The following is a 16409-nucleotide window of genomic DNA, read 5'->3' as shown; positions in this document are numbered from 1 at the left end:
GTTGTACTCGAATGCGATTCGCACCAACTCCAGTCCGATTCCAGCCTTCTGAAATTACTTGTCGATCTCCGCTGCATATGCATGGAGTCCCTCGTCCTTCAACTCAATATCAAGATAGCCGACTTTCTTACCGTTGTGATGCGCTGAAACCTCAAAGGTATCTTCGTCGATTTGAATTTGGATCGGACGACCCTCTCTATCGACGAAATCGTATATGAATTCATTCTCTGCCATTTTATCTCGCCTCACTAATTAATCGCGCGACATTGAACTCTAGCATAGCGCCGCGAAGCAGGATGCGGGGCCTACCGCGCCCGGCCGAGGGTTCAACAGCGCTTGCAGAAGGATCGTCACCGCCTGGTCGATACGCAACAGCGGCTCGGGGGCGTAGCCTAGAGCCTGGCCTCACAGGCACGCTGCGCTTCCTAGCCCAACAGCTGCGAGCGCTCGATCGCCGTCTCAAGAACACGGTACGGGGAGCACGCTCTGATCAAGCGAGTGCGCCGCGCGCATCGCGGTTGCCAGGGACGGCTCGCCAGCTTGCTCGAACGTCTGCCCTCGAAGACGTGGAGCGGTTTTGAGTAGTAAATCGCGGGCGGCACGATAAGCGCCCGGCCCGAGGATCCCGTGTTCCGCCACATACTCGCCGATCCGGAACACCGATTCTGCAAGGACCTGATTATCGATGAACTTGTGCGCGAACAGGGCTTCGGGATGAAGGTTTGCGGTGTCCTGACGCTTCTTAACGTCGATGGTTCTGTCGTCGCTGGAAATCGCAACGACGCTGCCAAACTTGTCCCCGCCAACACATTTCAGATCATCATCGGAGCGGACATCGGTGTCCTGAGCCGTGAACCTATACCGATGAATCGGCGCCTTCGCCGTTCCGCCAACGAGGCTGAGAAAGGTTAACCCTCCCACCCCCGCACGCTCATGCAAGAGATCGTCGGCCGACAAATCGCTCAGCCGGAAATACTCCCACCAAACCGCCTTGTTCTCGCGGCCGAAGAAGCCGATTGAGTGAGCCAGTAACCAGCGCGCCTGCTGCTCTGCGCTGCGTTCGGTCACGTCGTCTGGAACATCGCCGGTCAGGCGCGCCACCAGTCCGGCGACCCGGCTCTTCCAGGCACTGAGATTCTCGCCAATGTCGGTGGCCTTCCGCTGCGGCCGATCGATCGACATCCCCTGCGCGACTAGCTCGCCCCGTAGCCGTTCGAGCCAATCCCGCAAGGCGCGCGTCGAGGCGCAGTCGTCTCGGTTGTAGCCGACGATCGCGGCCTGATCGGCCGCGTCAATTCCTCCGGCGTCGGCCAATTCGAGGCAGGCCTGCACCCGCGCCATGGCGCCGCCGACATCGATGAGCGGGACGATGCGGTCGAACCGGTACAGCGGCTCTAGCTTCTTGATCGAGTAGCTCTCGACGCTAGCGCGGATGCTCTGCCGGACAACGGCGTACAAGTCCACGAACACGCCCGCCCGAAGCAAGTTGTCGACCTCGTCCTCTCGCGTGGCGTACCGTCCCATTAGCCGCTTCAACGCGGCCGGCTCATAGGGCGCGAAGTGATAGATGTGCAAGCCTGGATGTTTGGTCAGCCGCTCCGTGACAAAGTCGATGAAGCGTTCGAACGCCGCTCGTTCGTGCTGCCGCGTTGTCACCCAGTCGCCGACATAGGCGTCTGTACCGTCGTCGTTGGCATAGAGGTAGCCGAACAGGAACTCAAGCCCACCACCGTCAACGAACGGATCGCCCTCGAAATCGAAGAAGATGTCGCCGGCCGAAGGCTCGGGCAGTCGAAATAAGCCAAATTCTGCCACCAGCGGCAGCACCTCGTGAAGCACTTGACCGGCTCCGCGACCATCCACCTGGATTCTTGCCTGCTCACGCACCTTCTCGTAGCTTGGCGCAGTCCCCCGATCAGGCCGCCATTGCAGCGGGATGGGCAACTTGGCGAGGGCGGCCATGGTGCCCACACCTCGTCGAACCAGCTCGTCAATCTGGGTTTTGGCGATCCCTGCGACGAGCGACAAATGATCATCAGTGCGCCGCCTCGAAGCGCAGGGCTCGCGCCACCGGCAGACCTCGCAGTGCTCAATCGGGTCGGGATAGAGGCCATCATGCGGAGGCACAGCCGCGAAGGTCTCCAGATTATGCCTGATGCGACGGTAGAACGCCGCAAAATCGGCCACACGGTAGTCCTCCGGTAGGTACTCGGTCCCAGGTACAACGACGTGGGCACTCTCCGGGACCTTCTGCTGGATGGCGGCCAATAGGTCGGAGTAGAGGCTGAGCTGCAGGACCGTATTGCCCTTCGTCTCGCGAGCCAGCTTGGTGTCGGTGACCTCGTATGACCAGGCGCCCAAACCGCTTGGTGTCTCGACCCGCCGCAACACGTCGGCGCGCCCGCTCCAATTCCCATCCCGTAACGCCGCCTGAACGATCACAGCGTCACCGCGCACCATCGCCTGCTGCGTTTGGGCCACCGAGGCCTGATCGATGCCAATTCCGGCAATGATGGTGGCGGGACCGCCCTGCTCGGCGAGATGCTCGACGAAACTCTGCTCGTGGAGCTTGCCGCGCTCGATCAGGGCATCGAGGGCTGGATCATCGCGGATTCTTGGTTTGGCCAGTACGCCCTGGACAACCTTGAGATCAAGGTGAGTGAGGTAACGACAATTCAAATGCCCGACCAGGTCGCCCGCACTGAAGACGATCGCCTCACCGTTCTTTTGCATCCCCTCCCCCGAGAGTACCGCCGGCGCCCTCGGGACGCGGCTTCCGCGACCACGATAGCGACGTTTCGGTGAGCGCGAAAGGGTCGGATAGGACACGCAAGGAGCGAATTTATGTATTCAGACTCCGCAGCAACGACGCGCCAGCGAGGACAGACGTGCATTCGCACATCCGATGTTATGGAATGCACACGTCAAACCGTGATTGGAAAGCTGCCCGCGAAATTTCGCCTCTGCCATAGATTTTGATCTGCCAGATAGATGCGCTTATCAGACCGTCCGTGATCTGACAGGCTCCCTTCGTTCGAAGAGGTTGCCCATTGGAGCGCTATGCGTCAGTCCCGCTTACGCGAGTTAGCGGGCCTGATTGCATTTCCGTTTAGCATAGCACGACGTTTGTGAACTCAATCACTAGGTCAAGCTGGGAACAGGTCTACACTTCAGCGCTTGCGCCGAAGCATTCACGACCTAGTTGGTCGAAGTCATTTGGCGAAGAGGCCTCGATCCATCATTCAAATCGTGGAAGCTCTAGGAGCGTTCGATGCAAACAAAACAGACCCTTCAGCAGATACTGAATTGTTGTTCTGTGATTGCAAAAATAGTCTCAGCCATTCTGATCCTTTGCTCTGCTGCGTCGGCGCGCCCGTTTCATCCTGCAACTGAGGTGGGCGTCCGGTGCCAACAGGAATACCAGAACAATTGGCAGACGGACGTCGGGAACAGTGACGTGTGGCGACGCTGCGGCAATTTCATGGGTCAGATGGGCCAGACGGACAACGTGAGGTTCTATTTCAACTTGCATGGCGCCAAACAACCTCTAGAGAAAGCCAACGATGGGTGTGGTCAGAGCTGCGGTGGCGCGGACTCCGTCGACATTCTCTACATGAACACGCATTCGGGCGTGAACGGCTCTGCGGCCTTTTGGGCCATGTGGGATCAAGGAAGCAACGCTGTCACGTCGAACATGCGGCTGGGCGACAACAGTCGACAGCTGATGGTTCTTGCAACCTTTTCCTGCTCGACCTTGCAAACCAGCGATGGAACAGCAGCTGTGCTTGCCCGCTGGCTGGGCACTTTCTCTGGTGGCTTGGTGATGACCGTCGGCGCGCACAACCTTCTCTACTCAGGCAACGACCAATCGGCGACCGAATTTGCCAGTCGAATGCAGGACGGAGAGCCCATCTCCCAAGCCTGGCTGGAATCAACGTGGTACGCCGACAATGACAATGCCCCCAGCGCAATGGCCACTGGCGCCAACGCTAACGATTGTTGGAACCGAATGAAAGTCTCCCTACCGACTCTATTTGGCACGCCCGTGCTTCGCGATTCGCAAATCGGATTTGTGTGCTGGAGCAGCTGGAACTAAGGAGAGAGGCAATGCGCCATCAATTTACATCGGCAGCGCTTGTATTCAACATTCTCCTGACCGCGGGTGTCGTACCTGCAAAGGCCGAGGCCACCGCTCGAGCGGAGGAGAATGCGCGACGCTCCCTTAACACTGCGCTCGGCGAGCGGACCCTTCCGATTCTTTCGAGGAGCAGCGTTCGTACGCCGGAGGCCGCCCTCTCGGTTTTGACCGACTCTATCAAGAAACTAAATCAATCCTTCTCCGTCGATCGAGCGACCAGAGAGGCTCAGCGCGGTCGTCTCCTTGTTTCGACAAACGATTGGAGATTGACTATCTTCGGCGACGGAAGTGCCGCTGAATTCCTCAATCTCACCGCGTCGAGCAAGGCGCATGAGAACAGGCTTGAGCCGGGCCGCAAGATGTCGCCTGAAGCGTTACAAGCGGCAGGCCGGGACTTCATAGCCCGGTACTTGATGAACACGATCGTCCTGGGACCTGCAGAGAGACTAGAGCCTGAACTGACGTCGGCGCGTCTGGAAGGCGGGGTTGCCGCGGACGGGACCTCCTCCTATTCAGCCGTCGTCGCGAACAGAATTGTGTTCACCAGGGAGATCGATGGAATACCAGTGGTAGGCGCAGGTTCGAAGGTGACTATTACCTTTCTGAACGATGGAAGTATCGAGTCGTTTCGCTATGACTGGCCCCAATACGTAGCCACTGACCGGACGCAAGCTACCGTCGACATTTCCGAAGTTCTCAACAGGGTGAGCCGAACAGTTGGTTTGCGCGCTCAGAGCCTGCAAAAGGACGGGGACCAATCGACCTTGTCACCTGAACAGTCTCGACGCGGCAAGACCACGCTGCAAGGCCTTGCGTGCGGCTATTATGACCCCGGCATAATGGCTCGTGACCCCGACGCACCGGTCCAGACCGGCTGCTACTATCACCTGGTTGAGACGCGCGGTGAAGGCGAGTTCGTCACCAAAGCTGCGCGGTCCGGGGCTGTCCCGGCGGGACAGCGCGTCGAGATCGACCGGCGATGGCCCGAGGCTGCAAGGATGTTAGGGCTAGACGGCTCCGCTGCGCCAGATGCCACGGAACGCCCGGTACCGCCGAGAGAGCGGCAGTAGAAACGCCAAGTGCCTACTAGCGTTGCTCGAAAGGACGTCATCCAAGCTCTCGCGTAAGAGATGTTCTACGCCATACACGCGTGCCAATAGCCGGATAACGAATAAGACCGCTTCCATCTTGCCTCACACCGGACGTCGCACCGGCGTGACAGCCGCTTGCAATTTGCCAGATCCCGACTCATGCGGTGCAGCACCTTGTTCATCGCGTTTCCGCGGGGAGCAATGCCGATCGATGTCGGGTCTACAGCCCCAGCCGACGCCGCAATCTCTTCGATTGCTGGCTGGGTGGTTTAAGCAAGAACAGAGCCCCCACCGCGTTCATGAGACGCCGCCGCATGACGAGTGAGCTTTGCTGACTCTTTTCTTCTGAAATTTCACTGGCTTTTGCCTCAGCAGAGATCCAGACTTGTGCAATTAATTTCTGTGATTTGTTGTTGGAGACATTGCAATGGTGAAGCCGGCTGTTTCCCGTGACGCTTTTCGTGGCCTATTTGCTCTGTTCGCAGCGAAGGCTCACCACGACCACAAGCACGATGGTGAACAGCATCTATTGAAGCTCTTCGCGTCAACCAAGGACATTCCTGATTTTTTGCTCGAGTTATGGTCAGACCGCGCTCAGCTGCTCGGCTCTGAAACTGTCGGTGACATACTCAGGCCGCGCACCCGCCAGATCGCTGATGGCAGTGCACACTTTGACCATGCCAGCGACTTTCTCCATGCGCTGCTTAGAGACATGGATCGAAAAACGCACTGACTGTTTCGTCGCCTCCGTTGAAGCGATGCCGACAGCTAGAAGTCGCCGCCTGCGATCATTTAGTCAGGCGGCGCTGCTGATTTTTCGAGTTGCCAAATTTCGATAGGCCTCGGTAGTCTACCGGAGATGCGTACCTCGCCGACCGTTACTATCCTCCGCGCTCCGCGCGAGTTTTGGATGACAAGCGGCAGCGATAAGGACAGCCCACCTATCCTCATTTGCGATAAATGTAGGCGGCCGATGGATTATCTCGCAACACTTCCACAGATTGCGAACCTCCCCGCAGTATATGCGTACAGGTGCATGAAGTGCCGGAGAGTCGACACTATTCTTCTGAATTAAGGCCGCTCAAGTTGCAGGGCGGTTTCCTCCATGTGCACCGAAGACAAGTGAACTCGTAAATCCCGGGAAGAGCTCGGCCCCTGGGTGATTAGGCTCGCTTCCCGAGCCGCACACGCAAGCTAACGTTCGCATTTGTCTGTCTCGGTGAAACGCTTGCTTCTGCATCGATGATAACCACGTCTCCATTTTTAATCTATCTGCAGCGATCTCCTAAGAATTCCGATCTCAATGTCGCCTCAAATGGGAGGCGACCCATGCCGTTGATCAAGTATTTCGGGTTTGTCGGCAGCACCCTGGTTCTATTGCTGTTCGGATTGGGGTGGTGTTTTCCGCAGCAAGTCGCGGAACCCACCGGTGGCTCGACCGACAGGCCAGCCATAAGGATAGCCTCGACCGAATGGTTGCCCGAGCGGGTCGTTATCGACACGAGTTTGCCGACGACCGTCTCGTCGCCGAGCGTACTGGAGTTTGCTGAACGATGGCCACAAGCAGCTGTTGCAGCTGTCGTCCCTCCTCCCAGGGCAGCAACTCCGGCGTCGGTTGGTGACGTACCGACAAAGCCGCATCTCGCAAACCGCGAACGTTCGAAAAAGGTTGCTGTTCATCATGCAGCGTCAAAGACGAATATCGAACCCTCGAGGAACGACAAAGCCACGACTCCACCTGCAGTCGCTGAATTGTCTCTGTTGGACAGTTTGAAGGAAGGGTTGGGGCAAGCGCAGGAAAAATTGATGGCAAGCCTCGAACCCTTGACTATGAACGCTTCGAAGTCCCGGCTCGAACAACGGCGTTGATGTTACAGCCCAACTTCGTCGTTGAGGGCTGACCGCGATCGCACCGACAGAAATGCCAAACACGACAGATGAGGCACCTAAAGGGGAGCAAGTGTTCCTCGAGAGAGATACTGCACCAGCACGAGGCTGCCTTGTCCAGTCTGAGAGCGCTCCGGTCCTGACGATCTTTCGGAGGAGTTCGTCGTCGAACTGAAGCGGAACGATGACGACGGCTTAGGGGGGCATTTGATGTATCCGTTCCCGTCGCGAACAAAGTTGCCGGGGGAGCGATGAATGGGAGATGCGGCGCCATGCACAATGTTTTCCTTGGCATCACCTTCGCCGGAGTCTTGATGCTTATCTTCACCTCTCTTGTCGCCCTTCAAAGGATAATCGAGTAAGCGCCGCCTGACGATCCGTTGCACTGCTTGCGAGGAACTTTTGCCTGTCGCGGTTTCTTCCAAATGTGTGAGGCATCTCGCACAAGATTGCGTCGAGTCTGTTGTAAGATGAGCGTCTAGGTCGTCTTCCGCAAACCATCGTGGAGATTGAAATGGCCAAGAATCCAACGGGCTCTGCGAGTGACCGGCTCCCGTATCCGTTCAGCGAATTGCTCGCCGCCACCGCTGCTGTACCGCCGCAATCCGAGTTCCTCGTGCACAGCGTGAAGGTCGTGTGCGGCAGACAAACCGAGACGAACTGCTGCTGTACCGCGGGCGCCCGGCCGGGCGTGTACGCGACCGAAGTCAACATTCAAAATATCACCGGTCAGCCGGCGCAGGTCGCGAAATTCTTCGTACCCTTGATCAACGCGGGCGCCGTTATTGGGCGCGAGCCCAAATTCGCCGATCCAACTAAAATCTCTCAACACACCGGCGAGCTCATCACCCTTCCACCCCTGGCGGCGACGATGGACGATTGCTGCCACATCGCGGAGTTGCTGCTCGGCGGCCCCCCAAGCGGAGAGTCGGCACTCACGATCGGCTATCTCACGATCGGGAGCTTCTTCGAATTGGCCGTCTCTGCGGTCTACACGGCGACGCCCCTGAGCGGGGACGGCATCAGCATTGACGTCGAGTACATTCTGCCGCGGCGCCTGGGACGTGGCCCGGGTCAAGGCTGAAAACCGCCTGACAGAACAAAGGTCATTGCGAGGTGTTGGCCGCCCTTTGCGCACGCATGGGCGGTCTTCCTTGCCGAGGAAATCCGCTTGCGGCGCAAGCGGGTCCCGGGCCCTGACGGATTCGGTCGCTGACGCATTTGGCATCTCGCGAGCAAGCATTCAGCTTCGTCTGAAGAACATCCGAGCTGCTGCGCGAGCAAGAACGGAGATTCGCAAATCAGATGTTATGGAAGAAGTGGCCCATGGACGCCCCGGTTGCAGGCTGAATCGTCGGTACGCACACGCAAGCAGTATGAGATCCGCATAACCTCGGAAACAGACATGCAATCCCCCCGTTCAACAAGTCCGAGAAGGGCCATGTGTGGACGGCTCCGAGTTGGCAAGGAAAATCTTCACTTGCGGCGTTGGTCGGAGCAGCCATGTGTTCGGCCTTCTTGTGCGGTACTCATGACCGCTGGCCATAATGCCCTCCGCGGATCAGGACCCGATCAAAAGCACGCATTCGAAGATGCCATGGCCCATGTGGGTTGTCCTGATCGCCGGATCGGCGCTGCAATATCAGTTGGCGCTGCGATTGTGGGGATCGAGTTTAGGCGGCCAGCCGCCCTAATGGCGAAAGTTCCCATTATGTTACTGAAAAAACAGTGATAATATTATCTGCCTCCCTTTTTTCGGGGCAGTCGGGCGCAACGGCGCCCCAAGAAGACGGTCTGCTGTTTCGCGGCTTAATTCATCGAGTGAGCAGTCCAATGGTATTCTTGCGGAGACTTGCGGCGGCTTTGATCGTTGCGTTTGCGCTCTGCAATTCAAGTACCGCGCAAGTGCGTCGAACACAAAACCACTCGCTGCCTTCATCCGGCATCGCGGGCGAGGCGCAGATTCGAGACCGGCTCAATGCATGGACCATTGGTCTAGCCGGTGGTCTCCTTGAGGGTGCACCAATCCATTTCGCGACAGAAATCGCGCGGGTCGCGAGTGAGGGCGGTATGGTGCACGTTCTCCCGATCGTAACCCGAGGTCCCACCGAAAACGTAAACGATCTCCTGTACCTCAAGGGGATTGATGCGGCAATCATCAACAGTGACTCACTTGAAGAGTACAAATCTCAAGTACCGCAAATTCAGCAGCGCATAAATTATATACTAAATCTATTTCCCTCCGAGTTGCACATCTTCGTTCGGCCGGAAATTCGGTCGCTGGCGGATTTGGCGGGCAAGAAAGTCAATTTCAATACGCAAGGTACCGCCGCTGCCTATTCTGGTCCCTTGATTTTCAGCCGCCTCGGCCTCGCTGTCGAGAAAAACTTTATCCCGCACCCCATAGCGCTGGAGCAAATGAGGCGTGGAGAAATTGCCGGGGTCGTCTTTGTGACTTCGAAGCCAGTGGACGCATTCGTGAAGGGAAAATGGGAGGAAGGGTTCAAATTCCTGCCGGTCGAATACGGCCCAAAATTCGCAGATTACTATCTGCCCTCGTATCTTGAAGCAACGGATTATCCCGGCCTGGTTGTCAAGGGCGAGCGGATCGCGACGATTGCCGTACCCACGCTCCTCGCGGCATTCAACTGGCGTCCTGGATCGGATCGTTATCGTCGGGTTGCGCGATTTGTTGACGAGCTCTTCAGCCGGGTGGACAGACTGCAGTCGCCCGGCTTCGACCCAAAATGGAGGGATGTCAATATAACCACACCAGCCCCTGGCTTGGAGCGTTTCCGAGCCGCTCAGGAGTGGCTTGATCGTGCGAATGCTGCCAAGCAGGGCGGGCATCCGTGATGCGGGCAATGCTTACAGTCGTTGTGCTCTCGACTATTGGCGGTCACGCTTGCGCGCAACCTGCGAATGAGGCGATCAACGGCTTAGAGTTATGCTTTCATGCAGCTCGCCTCGCCGACGCGATCTGCTCAAACGCGACCAATAGTCCAGTTCAACGGTTGGATTGCTTCCAAAAAGCACGGACGGCGCAGGTTGAATGTTTACAACACGTGCCCTTAGGAGTCTCGGCTGGACCCGCAGCACCCGACATCCCTACCGGCACCGTTTCGCCAATGACACCTCCTGGAACCGTTCAGCAAGAAATGCCTGCAGTTTCTCCGGGCGCGCCAGGGGGTACCGCCGTGACTGAAACGCCTGGTGGGTTCGAAGGAACGGCAGCTCGAACGGTTCCATCAGAAACCCCTGCTGGAACTGGTCCCGTCAACGAGACCACTGGCCTCAACTCGTCGAAATCACCCGCTGGATCAGTTCCAGCAGAAATGCCCGTTTCAACCGCTGCGACAGATAAGTCTATTGGGGCTGTCCCGCCAGACATGCCTGCCGGGACCATTGAGAACCCAAAGCCACCAGACACAAATTGGGTTGTTAGTGAAACAATGTCGCCCGTTGATTACAGCCCTACGATTTCGGCGACGATCCGGTCCGTGTACGGCGAGAAAGACGCACCGAACGCTCTCACTATTCGCTGTCATCAACGCCGCACCGAGCTTATGCTTCGCAGCGCGGGAACGTGGCGCATTTCCGGTTCCAGCGAAGTTCAGGTCGTCTATCAGATCAACGACCAACCATTGGTTAGCTTGCAATGGTCCGCGTCGAGGGACGGAAAGGCCGCTACCTACAAAGACGATGCAGTCAATCTTTTGCGGTCCCTGCCAGAAGGCGCACGACTGAAAATCAACGTGCTCGATGAACCAAGCCCTGGCCATGTCGCGATGTTCAAGCTCATCGGACTAGATGCCGTCCGGAAAACCATTGCGGTTGCATGCAAGTGGCCCCCGATGGCCGACAAAATGTCAGCGCAGAGCGGTAGACGAAAACCGTCGAAATCAGATTTTTTTGGTCGCACTCCGTAAGTTTAATTAAGGCCGGACGTAGCTCCAACCCTTCTCCTGCAGTTCCATCAACCGAACAACGCCCGAGGGAACGAGGACGGCCTCAGACAGGACGTCGATTGGGTGACCCTCTTTTTTCTCCATGCCTTCTTTGGTGTTGTTGCAAGCGGAAAACTGAATCTTGCTGGGAAATGCAGAATCCTTCAAACTCTTGATACGATCCTGTACCGGCGATGTATCGGCTCGCAGCATGTGCAGGCCTGGGCCATAGGTGACGACATCCACATCTACGTCCTCACCCTTGGCGCGATAATATTCGATGACGTTCGTGGCGTTGTTCAGCGCGAGGTTCATGACCGCCGGATCATTCTGATCGACCTGAATGACCAAGTGATGTGCCTTCGACGGCATTTGTATTTTCGTACTCGCAGTTTGCTTAGTGGCAACCTTCTCGGCGTGACTTGCCGAGATCAGGCCAGCAAACGCGAACGCCACCATGGTTGAAAAGACAGACAATCTGCGCACAATATGCTCCCTTTAAAGCTAATATCCGACCAGACATTACCTTTTGAGAGAACCAGAGTCCCTAAAAAATGCTCTTCGAAGCACAAAACACATCAGTTCCGATCTCATGTCCCCTCAGGGACAAAAGCGGCCGTCCGGCGCTCGCATAACCCAGGTCTGATTTACCGGGGACAGTGGACCATTCACACCACGACGCGAACTTACCCGTGCGCCGATCCAATCCCCAATCCCGATAGCAGGACGCGCCACGCCCATCTCGCAAGCCCGACAGCCTCCGGTGAGCCCGCGGCCGTTCATGGGGCAATCGCGTCGGTCTGCACCTGAGTTCGATACTTCCGGTCCACCCCCGGCTCCGGACATGTCGCAGCACTGCGCCAGCTGGACGCGATGGGCCAGGAACGGCCAACCTTTCCTCAGCATCTCGGCGCTGGTTGTCGGGCCTGTTCGTGGTGCCGCTGCTGATTCGCGGCCGCGACCGTTCATCCGCACCTCCCTTTGCATTGAACCGCAGTACACGGCACCGCCAACTCATTCGTCGCTCAGAGTCCACGGGCCTGATTTTGGACGAAGCACCGAGCAATGCACGTGAGTTCATCGTCCAGTGTAGCCAAAATCTGTGGCGCCGTGCCTCTCTCTGCGTAGCTGGCGACGTTCATGAGAGCGAAGCTCGCTCCATTTCGTCGCTCGTTGGCGGGAAGGGCCTTGATTGCCGAATCGAAAGCGTCGATCAGCTGGCCCAGGGCCGCCAAGTTCGCATTTTGGCGAAACGCATTGCCGATCCGGACGAGAAGTGCGGCGTAGCCGCGGTAGAACTCGCTCGGGCACTGGGGATCGTACCGCACCGCCCACGTCGACGGGTTGACGACCCCTTGGCCGAGGCGCGACAGGGTGCCGTCGTCCAACCACGCGTCATTTATGTCTGCACGCATTGGTTCATTCCTCCATTATCGGCTCCATGAAGTTGTGCGAGCGTGACTCCGCGCGAAACGGACTCGTCGTGTGTTCGTCGTAGTGGTGACCGCAATCCTCGCAAACGTTCCCCCGGCCCCCGAACGCCGGGCAGGAACAACGGCGGCACTGCCCAAGCCCGCACCCGACCTGCCGCTCTTGGGTCTGACCGGGACGAGCAAGGAGTTGCAAGGTCGAAGCCTCCTTACGTGGCTTTCGCTTCAACGCTGCTCTTGAGAACGGTTGCTTGCTTGGGTGTCCCTTACCCCTCACCCAGTAGCCAGTGCAGGGAGGTTGATTGGTACACCTTTCCCCGCATGTCTCATCGGCGACCACTTCCGGCATGTTCACGGTGTTCTCGAACTGAGCCAATCCCGTCGCAGCATCCATGGTACATCCTCCCATTCGGCCACTGCAGCCATCACACCTGCTCAGTCTAGAAGATCCAGGGCCTTCTGCTTGTGAACCGCATCACAGCGCAATAGGAAATGCTGCGGTACCTCGGGGGGGCAAACTCGGAAGTCGCAGCCGGTCTGCGCCACTTCCCTTCTACCCCTCACAACGGACATCGACCCGCGTGCGTGTCGAGTACGAAATCTAAGCCAGCTTCCGTCATCCGTTGCCGCAAACAGAAACTTTCAGAAGGCGCGGAGTCTCCGGCGACCGGCGTCCGCGAAACGGCGATACCGCAGCGGGCGAGAAGTCTTCAGTTGCTGTCGCTTGCCGTACCCGGGCAAAAAGGGTGTCGGCTACTTACGCTCCGGTCAGTGGAGGCCCTTGAATGAAATGCTTACTCGAAAATTGTCCCGCTATCGACGTCCGCGATTGGAGCAGGCGTGGCTTTTTCGAATAAGCGAGCTTACGAGCTTAACGGTGCTCGCTTGGCTTTTGTACAAGGCGGCCCACTCGGCTTCCGACTAGTCCATGTAACCCCTGAAATCTGGATAGATTCCATATCGCGCGGAGTTGAGGTTCGCTGGCTGCCCTGCGGCATGCCGCTCCGCTACAGCTCGGCGCCCTTGGTGATCGACAACGATGGCGGCACCGACATACCTGGCCTCGCGGCGCAGAGTGACGGAGTCGATCGCTCTACAGGCGTTGCGCGCTTCGCTAGCGCATTTAGAAGCCGGCGCACGCCAGTAGCAGGAGAGATCGGCGCCGGGATGATTGCCTGCTACCGCGCGGCTCGGACGAGCGGGCGCACCGCCAAGTCATACACAGACGCCATGCCTCCCTCGCCCGCAATCATCGAGCCAAATCGTCGACGACGATATCAGTCGCTCCGACGGCCGAGGCAATCCCGCCGAGCCCATCAAAGTCGTGCGGTCAAGCGAGCAACGTGTAATACGGCGAATTGATAGAAAGTTTCCAGGACGGGACGCGCCACCGTCGAGTAGCGCGCTATCAAAGCGGGCCCAAATACGCTTTGAAAATCGGGTAAGTTCATAACCGTTGCCGCTCAATAGAAGATGGAGCACAGGTTGGGAGGTTCCCATTCTACCATTGAACAACGGTCGCCACCACGATCACGTTGGCGTCTTTCACCACAAACGAGCCAGGGTGCGACCGGGCCGCGGATGCGCCGACTTGTCATGAGAACAAACACAGGACATTGTCGGTAAGAGTCAACGGCCTTATCGAGTTCCATTACACTCCTTCCGGTTGTCCTGAGTCGGGTCGGTCGAAGGAAGCGAGTATGAGCAACAACGTGACGCGGCGAGCGCTGCGGGTTTATGCAGCTCTCAACGAGCTAAGAGGCAACGAGAACGACGTTCTCGACGCCCTGATCCCGTTCTTCGAGCCCATCTTGGCCCTGATGAACGGCACGGTGTTTGACCCTTACGTGTTCTCAGCCGGCGTCCGGCGCCTGTACCGCTGGCGGTTTACCGGGGACATTGCCTCCACCTTCATCCCGCGCCTCGAACGCAAGGGGATTTTGAAGCGGCGCGCATCGGCCGGCAACGAGACCATTTGGGTGGTGAATTTCACCGACCCGCAAGGTGATGGTGCGCCTCCAGCGATCTTGTCCGCCTTCGAGAGAATCATCGACGAGTTCGAGCAGTTCCCGCCGAAGGTTACTGACCTGCTCTCGTACAAAAAGTCTCGCGACGAGCTGAAGGATATTCTGATCCGGTTCTTGGTGATGATGGATACCGCTGGCGCGGGCGCGTTCGCTCCCCAGCTTGGTGACCTGGAACCTGGCGCCGAAGCTCGCGCCCTCATTGCCAAGCTCGATGAAGGCGGTACACCTCTCGACCCGAACGACCGGTACATGTGTGCGCGGTTCGTCCAGTACCTGATGAAGAAAAAGCGTGAGTTCGTGCCGCACCTCATTCGCCTGTCGTCCATCGGGCTGCTGGCGGAGGTTGTCGAAGATTTCCTCAAGCCCACGACTACCGAGACGAAGACCGATCTGACCGTTATCCTCGATGCCCCGATAGCGCTCGACCTGCTCGGCTGCTCCGGCAAGGCGCTGAAAGACGACATCGCAACCGTGGTGTCGGCGCTGAAGAAGGTGGGCGCGACATTCATCGTGTTCCCGATCAGTTGCACGGAAATGCAGCACAACCTTCGCAGTATGCTGGCCCTGCCCCCTGAGCAGCGTCGCGGCTACACGCACAATGCCCTTATAAAAAAGGAGATTCCGCTCGATTTCGTCATGGCGGTCGCGAATAGCCCGGAACGTGCTCTCGACAACATCGGGATCACGGTCCGCCAGATTGCGATGGATACCTATCCCCATGCGCATCGTTACTTCACTGAGGCCCAATACGAAGACTTCCTGAACTCAGTAATGTGGGGCAACAACATTAATGCACGTGACCATGACGCTACGTGCTTCGCACTGACTGTGCGGCTGCGCGAAGGGAAACAGAACAGCGACGTATTCAAAACACGTTTTGCAATGGTCACGCGCAATACCAGGTTCGTCAGTCACGCCCGCAACTATGCTCTGCAAAGCCGCATCATCAATTCGATGCAGGAAGGCGCGATCATTCATGCCCGCGACCTCGCGACAACTGCCTGGCTGCGTACCGGGTTAGGCGCGGACGAAACGATCCCGCGGGGCCACCTGATCGCTACGTGTGACCGGGTGCTGCAGGTCAGGCCGGAGGTGCGCAACGCCCTGGCTCACCAGCTCGCGATGGTTACGCCGGAGCGGATCGAGCAATTAAATCTCCTGCTCCAGGATGCACGGAGTGTGCAGAAGCTCGCCGATCAGACGCTGAATAACGAAGACGCCGTGACTTCCGAGAATGCCGAACACCTGCTGGAAGTCATGCGCCAGGCGACCGCAGATCAGCTGCGCGAGAAGCACGAGGCAGAACTCGCGACTGAACGTGAGGCTGCTGCTCAGGAGCGCCGCGCCGCTGCCGATGAGCTCGATCGGGCCTCGTCGGAAGTAGACCGGCTGAACGAGCAAGTAGTGGCGTTGCAGCTACAGCAAGTGCAGGCCATGGCCCTCAAAGAGGGACAGATTCGGGGCATTGTTGCCGAGGTGAACCGGGTGGCGCGCGGAATCGAATTCGCCTTCCTCGGCGTGCTCCTGGCGCTCGGCGTCGCGGGTGGCATCAATTTCTTCACTAAATATTTCGACGGCCACTGGATCTGGAACCTGGTGCTGTTGATGGGCGGCGTCGCTAGCTTCGCTAGGCTCCTGTACGGGCTAATAGAGCGGCCCATGCCGGCGTTGGCTACGGTGCTGAATAAGTTCTGCCGCAGCAAGGCAGGCAAGAAGCTGGCGGCCCTTGGCCTGTCGGCCGATGCTCCCCGGCTCGAATACAAGTCTGGCCGGATCACGCTCCTGGAAAGCACTACGCTGATCACGGTGGACAAGGAGACCATGTAGAAAAGCAAAAGGCCCGCCTGCTAGCAGCGAGCCCTTCACTCCGAGGCAACCGCGGCTTGCGC

General features: G+C 58.0%; 12 protein-coding genes. 8 read left to right on the top strand and 4 right to left on the bottom strand.

Features of this window, described 5'->3' with window-relative positions:
* Positions 1-54 precede the first annotated feature (54 nt).
* Together IVB48_RS20590 and IVB48_RS20585 are read right to left on the bottom strand one after the other, a co-directional pair.
* Complete coding sequence (locus IVB48_RS20590) at positions 55-234, bottom strand: hypothetical protein (protein WP_247402304.1); 180 nt, start codon at positions 232-234, stop codon at positions 55-57.
* A gap of 225 nt (positions 235-459) precedes the next feature.
* Positions 460-2733, bottom strand: coding sequence for a TM0106 family RecB-like putative nuclease (locus tag IVB48_RS20585; protein ID WP_247402302.1), 2274 nt, complete (start codon positions 2731-2733; stop codon positions 460-462).
* 538 nt (positions 2734-3271) lie between these two features.
* On the opposite strand from IVB48_RS20585, the gene IVB48_RS20580 reads away from it, so the two are divergent.
* The 7 genes from IVB48_RS20580 (at position 3272) to IVB48_RS20550 (ending at position 11045) form a co-directional block, all read left to right on the top strand.
* Positions 3272-4096: a DUF6345 domain-containing protein gene (locus IVB48_RS20580; protein WP_247402300.1), complete on the top strand. Its 825-nt coding sequence runs from the start codon at positions 3272-3274 to the stop codon at positions 4094-4096.
* An 11-nt stretch (positions 4097-4107) separates the two neighbouring features.
* The gene (locus IVB48_RS20575; RefSeq protein WP_247402298.1) at positions 4108-5208 is read left to right on the top strand and encodes a hypothetical protein; all 1101 of its coding nucleotides are present in this window, start codon (positions 4108-4110) and stop codon (positions 5206-5208) included.
* A 448-nt stretch (positions 5209-5656) separates the two neighbouring features.
* Complete coding sequence (locus tag IVB48_RS20570) at positions 5657-5962, top strand: hypothetical protein (protein ID WP_247402296.1); 306 nt, start codon at positions 5657-5659, stop codon at positions 5960-5962.
* A gap of 596 nt (positions 5963-6558) precedes the next feature.
* Entirely contained in the window at positions 6559-7098 is a 540-nt protein-coding gene (locus IVB48_RS20565; RefSeq protein ID WP_247402294.1) for a hypothetical protein, read from the top strand.
* A gap of 532 nt (positions 7099-7630) precedes the next feature.
* Entirely contained in the window at positions 7631-8200 is a 570-nt protein-coding gene (locus tag IVB48_RS20560; RefSeq protein WP_247402291.1) for a hypothetical protein, read from the top strand.
* A 749-nt stretch (positions 8201-8949) separates the two neighbouring features.
* On the top strand, positions 8950-9972 hold the full coding sequence (locus tag IVB48_RS20555; protein ID WP_247402288.1) for a TAXI family TRAP transporter solute-binding subunit: 1023 nt from the start codon (positions 8950-8952) through the stop codon (positions 9970-9972).
* A 644-nt stretch (positions 9973-10616) separates the two neighbouring features.
* Complete coding sequence (locus tag IVB48_RS20550; protein WP_247402285.1) at positions 10617-11045, top strand: hypothetical protein; 429 nt, start codon at positions 10617-10619, stop codon at positions 11043-11045.
* 6 nt (positions 11046-11051) lie between these two features.
* Here the strand turns inward: IVB48_RS20550 and IVB48_RS20545 are convergent, their stop codons facing one another.
* Together IVB48_RS20545 and IVB48_RS20540 are read right to left on the bottom strand one after the other, a co-directional pair.
* Positions 11052-11540 carry a DsrE family protein gene (locus IVB48_RS20545; RefSeq protein ID WP_247403028.1) on the bottom strand — a complete coding sequence of 163 codons (489 nt, stop codon included), beginning with the start codon at positions 11538-11540 and terminating at the stop codon, positions 11052-11054.
* A 548-nt stretch (positions 11541-12088) separates the two neighbouring features.
* Complete coding sequence (locus tag IVB48_RS20540) at positions 12089-12478, bottom strand: hypothetical protein (protein ID WP_247402283.1); 390 nt, start codon at positions 12476-12478, stop codon at positions 12089-12091.
* Positions 12479-14193: 1715 nt separating this feature from the next.
* Between IVB48_RS20540 and IVB48_RS20535 the strand changes: the two genes are divergently transcribed.
* On the top strand, positions 14194-16347 hold the full coding sequence (locus IVB48_RS20535) for a hypothetical protein (RefSeq protein ID WP_247402280.1): 2154 nt from the start codon (positions 14194-14196) through the stop codon (positions 16345-16347).
* Positions 16348-16409 lie beyond the last annotated feature (62 nt).

It is taken from the genome of Bradyrhizobium sp. 76 (assembly GCF_023073025.1).
In the GTDB taxonomy this organism is placed as follows: Bacteria; Pseudomonadota; Alphaproteobacteria; order Rhizobiales; family Xanthobacteraceae; genus Bradyrhizobium.
The sequence above is the reverse complement of the archived record's forward strand: the minus strand, read 5'-3'. Positions and strand labels throughout refer to the sequence as shown.

What these genes read in the sequence shown, in the direction of transcription:
- IVB48_RS20590 (WP_247402304.1), bottom strand. Translation starts at nt 234, where the DNA reads ATGGCAGAGAATGAATTCATATACGATTTCGTCGATAGAGAGGGTCGT.
- IVB48_RS20585 (WP_247402302.1), bottom strand. Translation starts at nt 2,733, where the DNA reads ATGCAAAAGAACGGTGAGGCGATCGTCTTCAGTGCGGGCGACCTGGTC.
- IVB48_RS20580 (WP_247402300.1), top strand. Translation starts at nt 3,272, where the DNA reads ATGCAAACAAAACAGACCCTTCAGCAGATACTGAATTGTTGTTCTGTG.
- IVB48_RS20575 (WP_247402298.1), top strand. Translation starts at nt 4,108, where the DNA reads ATGCGCCATCAATTTACATCGGCAGCGCTTGTATTCAACATTCTCCTG.
- IVB48_RS20570 (WP_247402296.1), top strand. Translation starts at nt 5,657, where the DNA reads ATGGTGAAGCCGGCTGTTTCCCGTGACGCTTTTCGTGGCCTATTTGCT.
- IVB48_RS20565 (WP_247402294.1), top strand. Translation starts at nt 6,559, where the DNA reads ATGCCGTTGATCAAGTATTTCGGGTTTGTCGGCAGCACCCTGGTTCTA.
- IVB48_RS20560 (WP_247402291.1), top strand. Translation starts at nt 7,631, where the DNA reads ATGGCCAAGAATCCAACGGGCTCTGCGAGTGACCGGCTCCCGTATCCG.
- IVB48_RS20555 (WP_247402288.1), top strand. Translation starts at nt 8,950, where the DNA reads ATGGTATTCTTGCGGAGACTTGCGGCGGCTTTGATCGTTGCGTTTGCG.
- IVB48_RS20540 (WP_247402283.1), bottom strand. Translation starts at nt 12,478, where the DNA reads ATGCGTGCAGACATAAATGACGCGTGGTTGGACGACGGCACCCTGTCG.
- IVB48_RS20535 (WP_247402280.1), top strand. Translation starts at nt 14,194, where the DNA reads ATGAGCAACAACGTGACGCGGCGAGCGCTGCGGGTTTATGCAGCTCTC.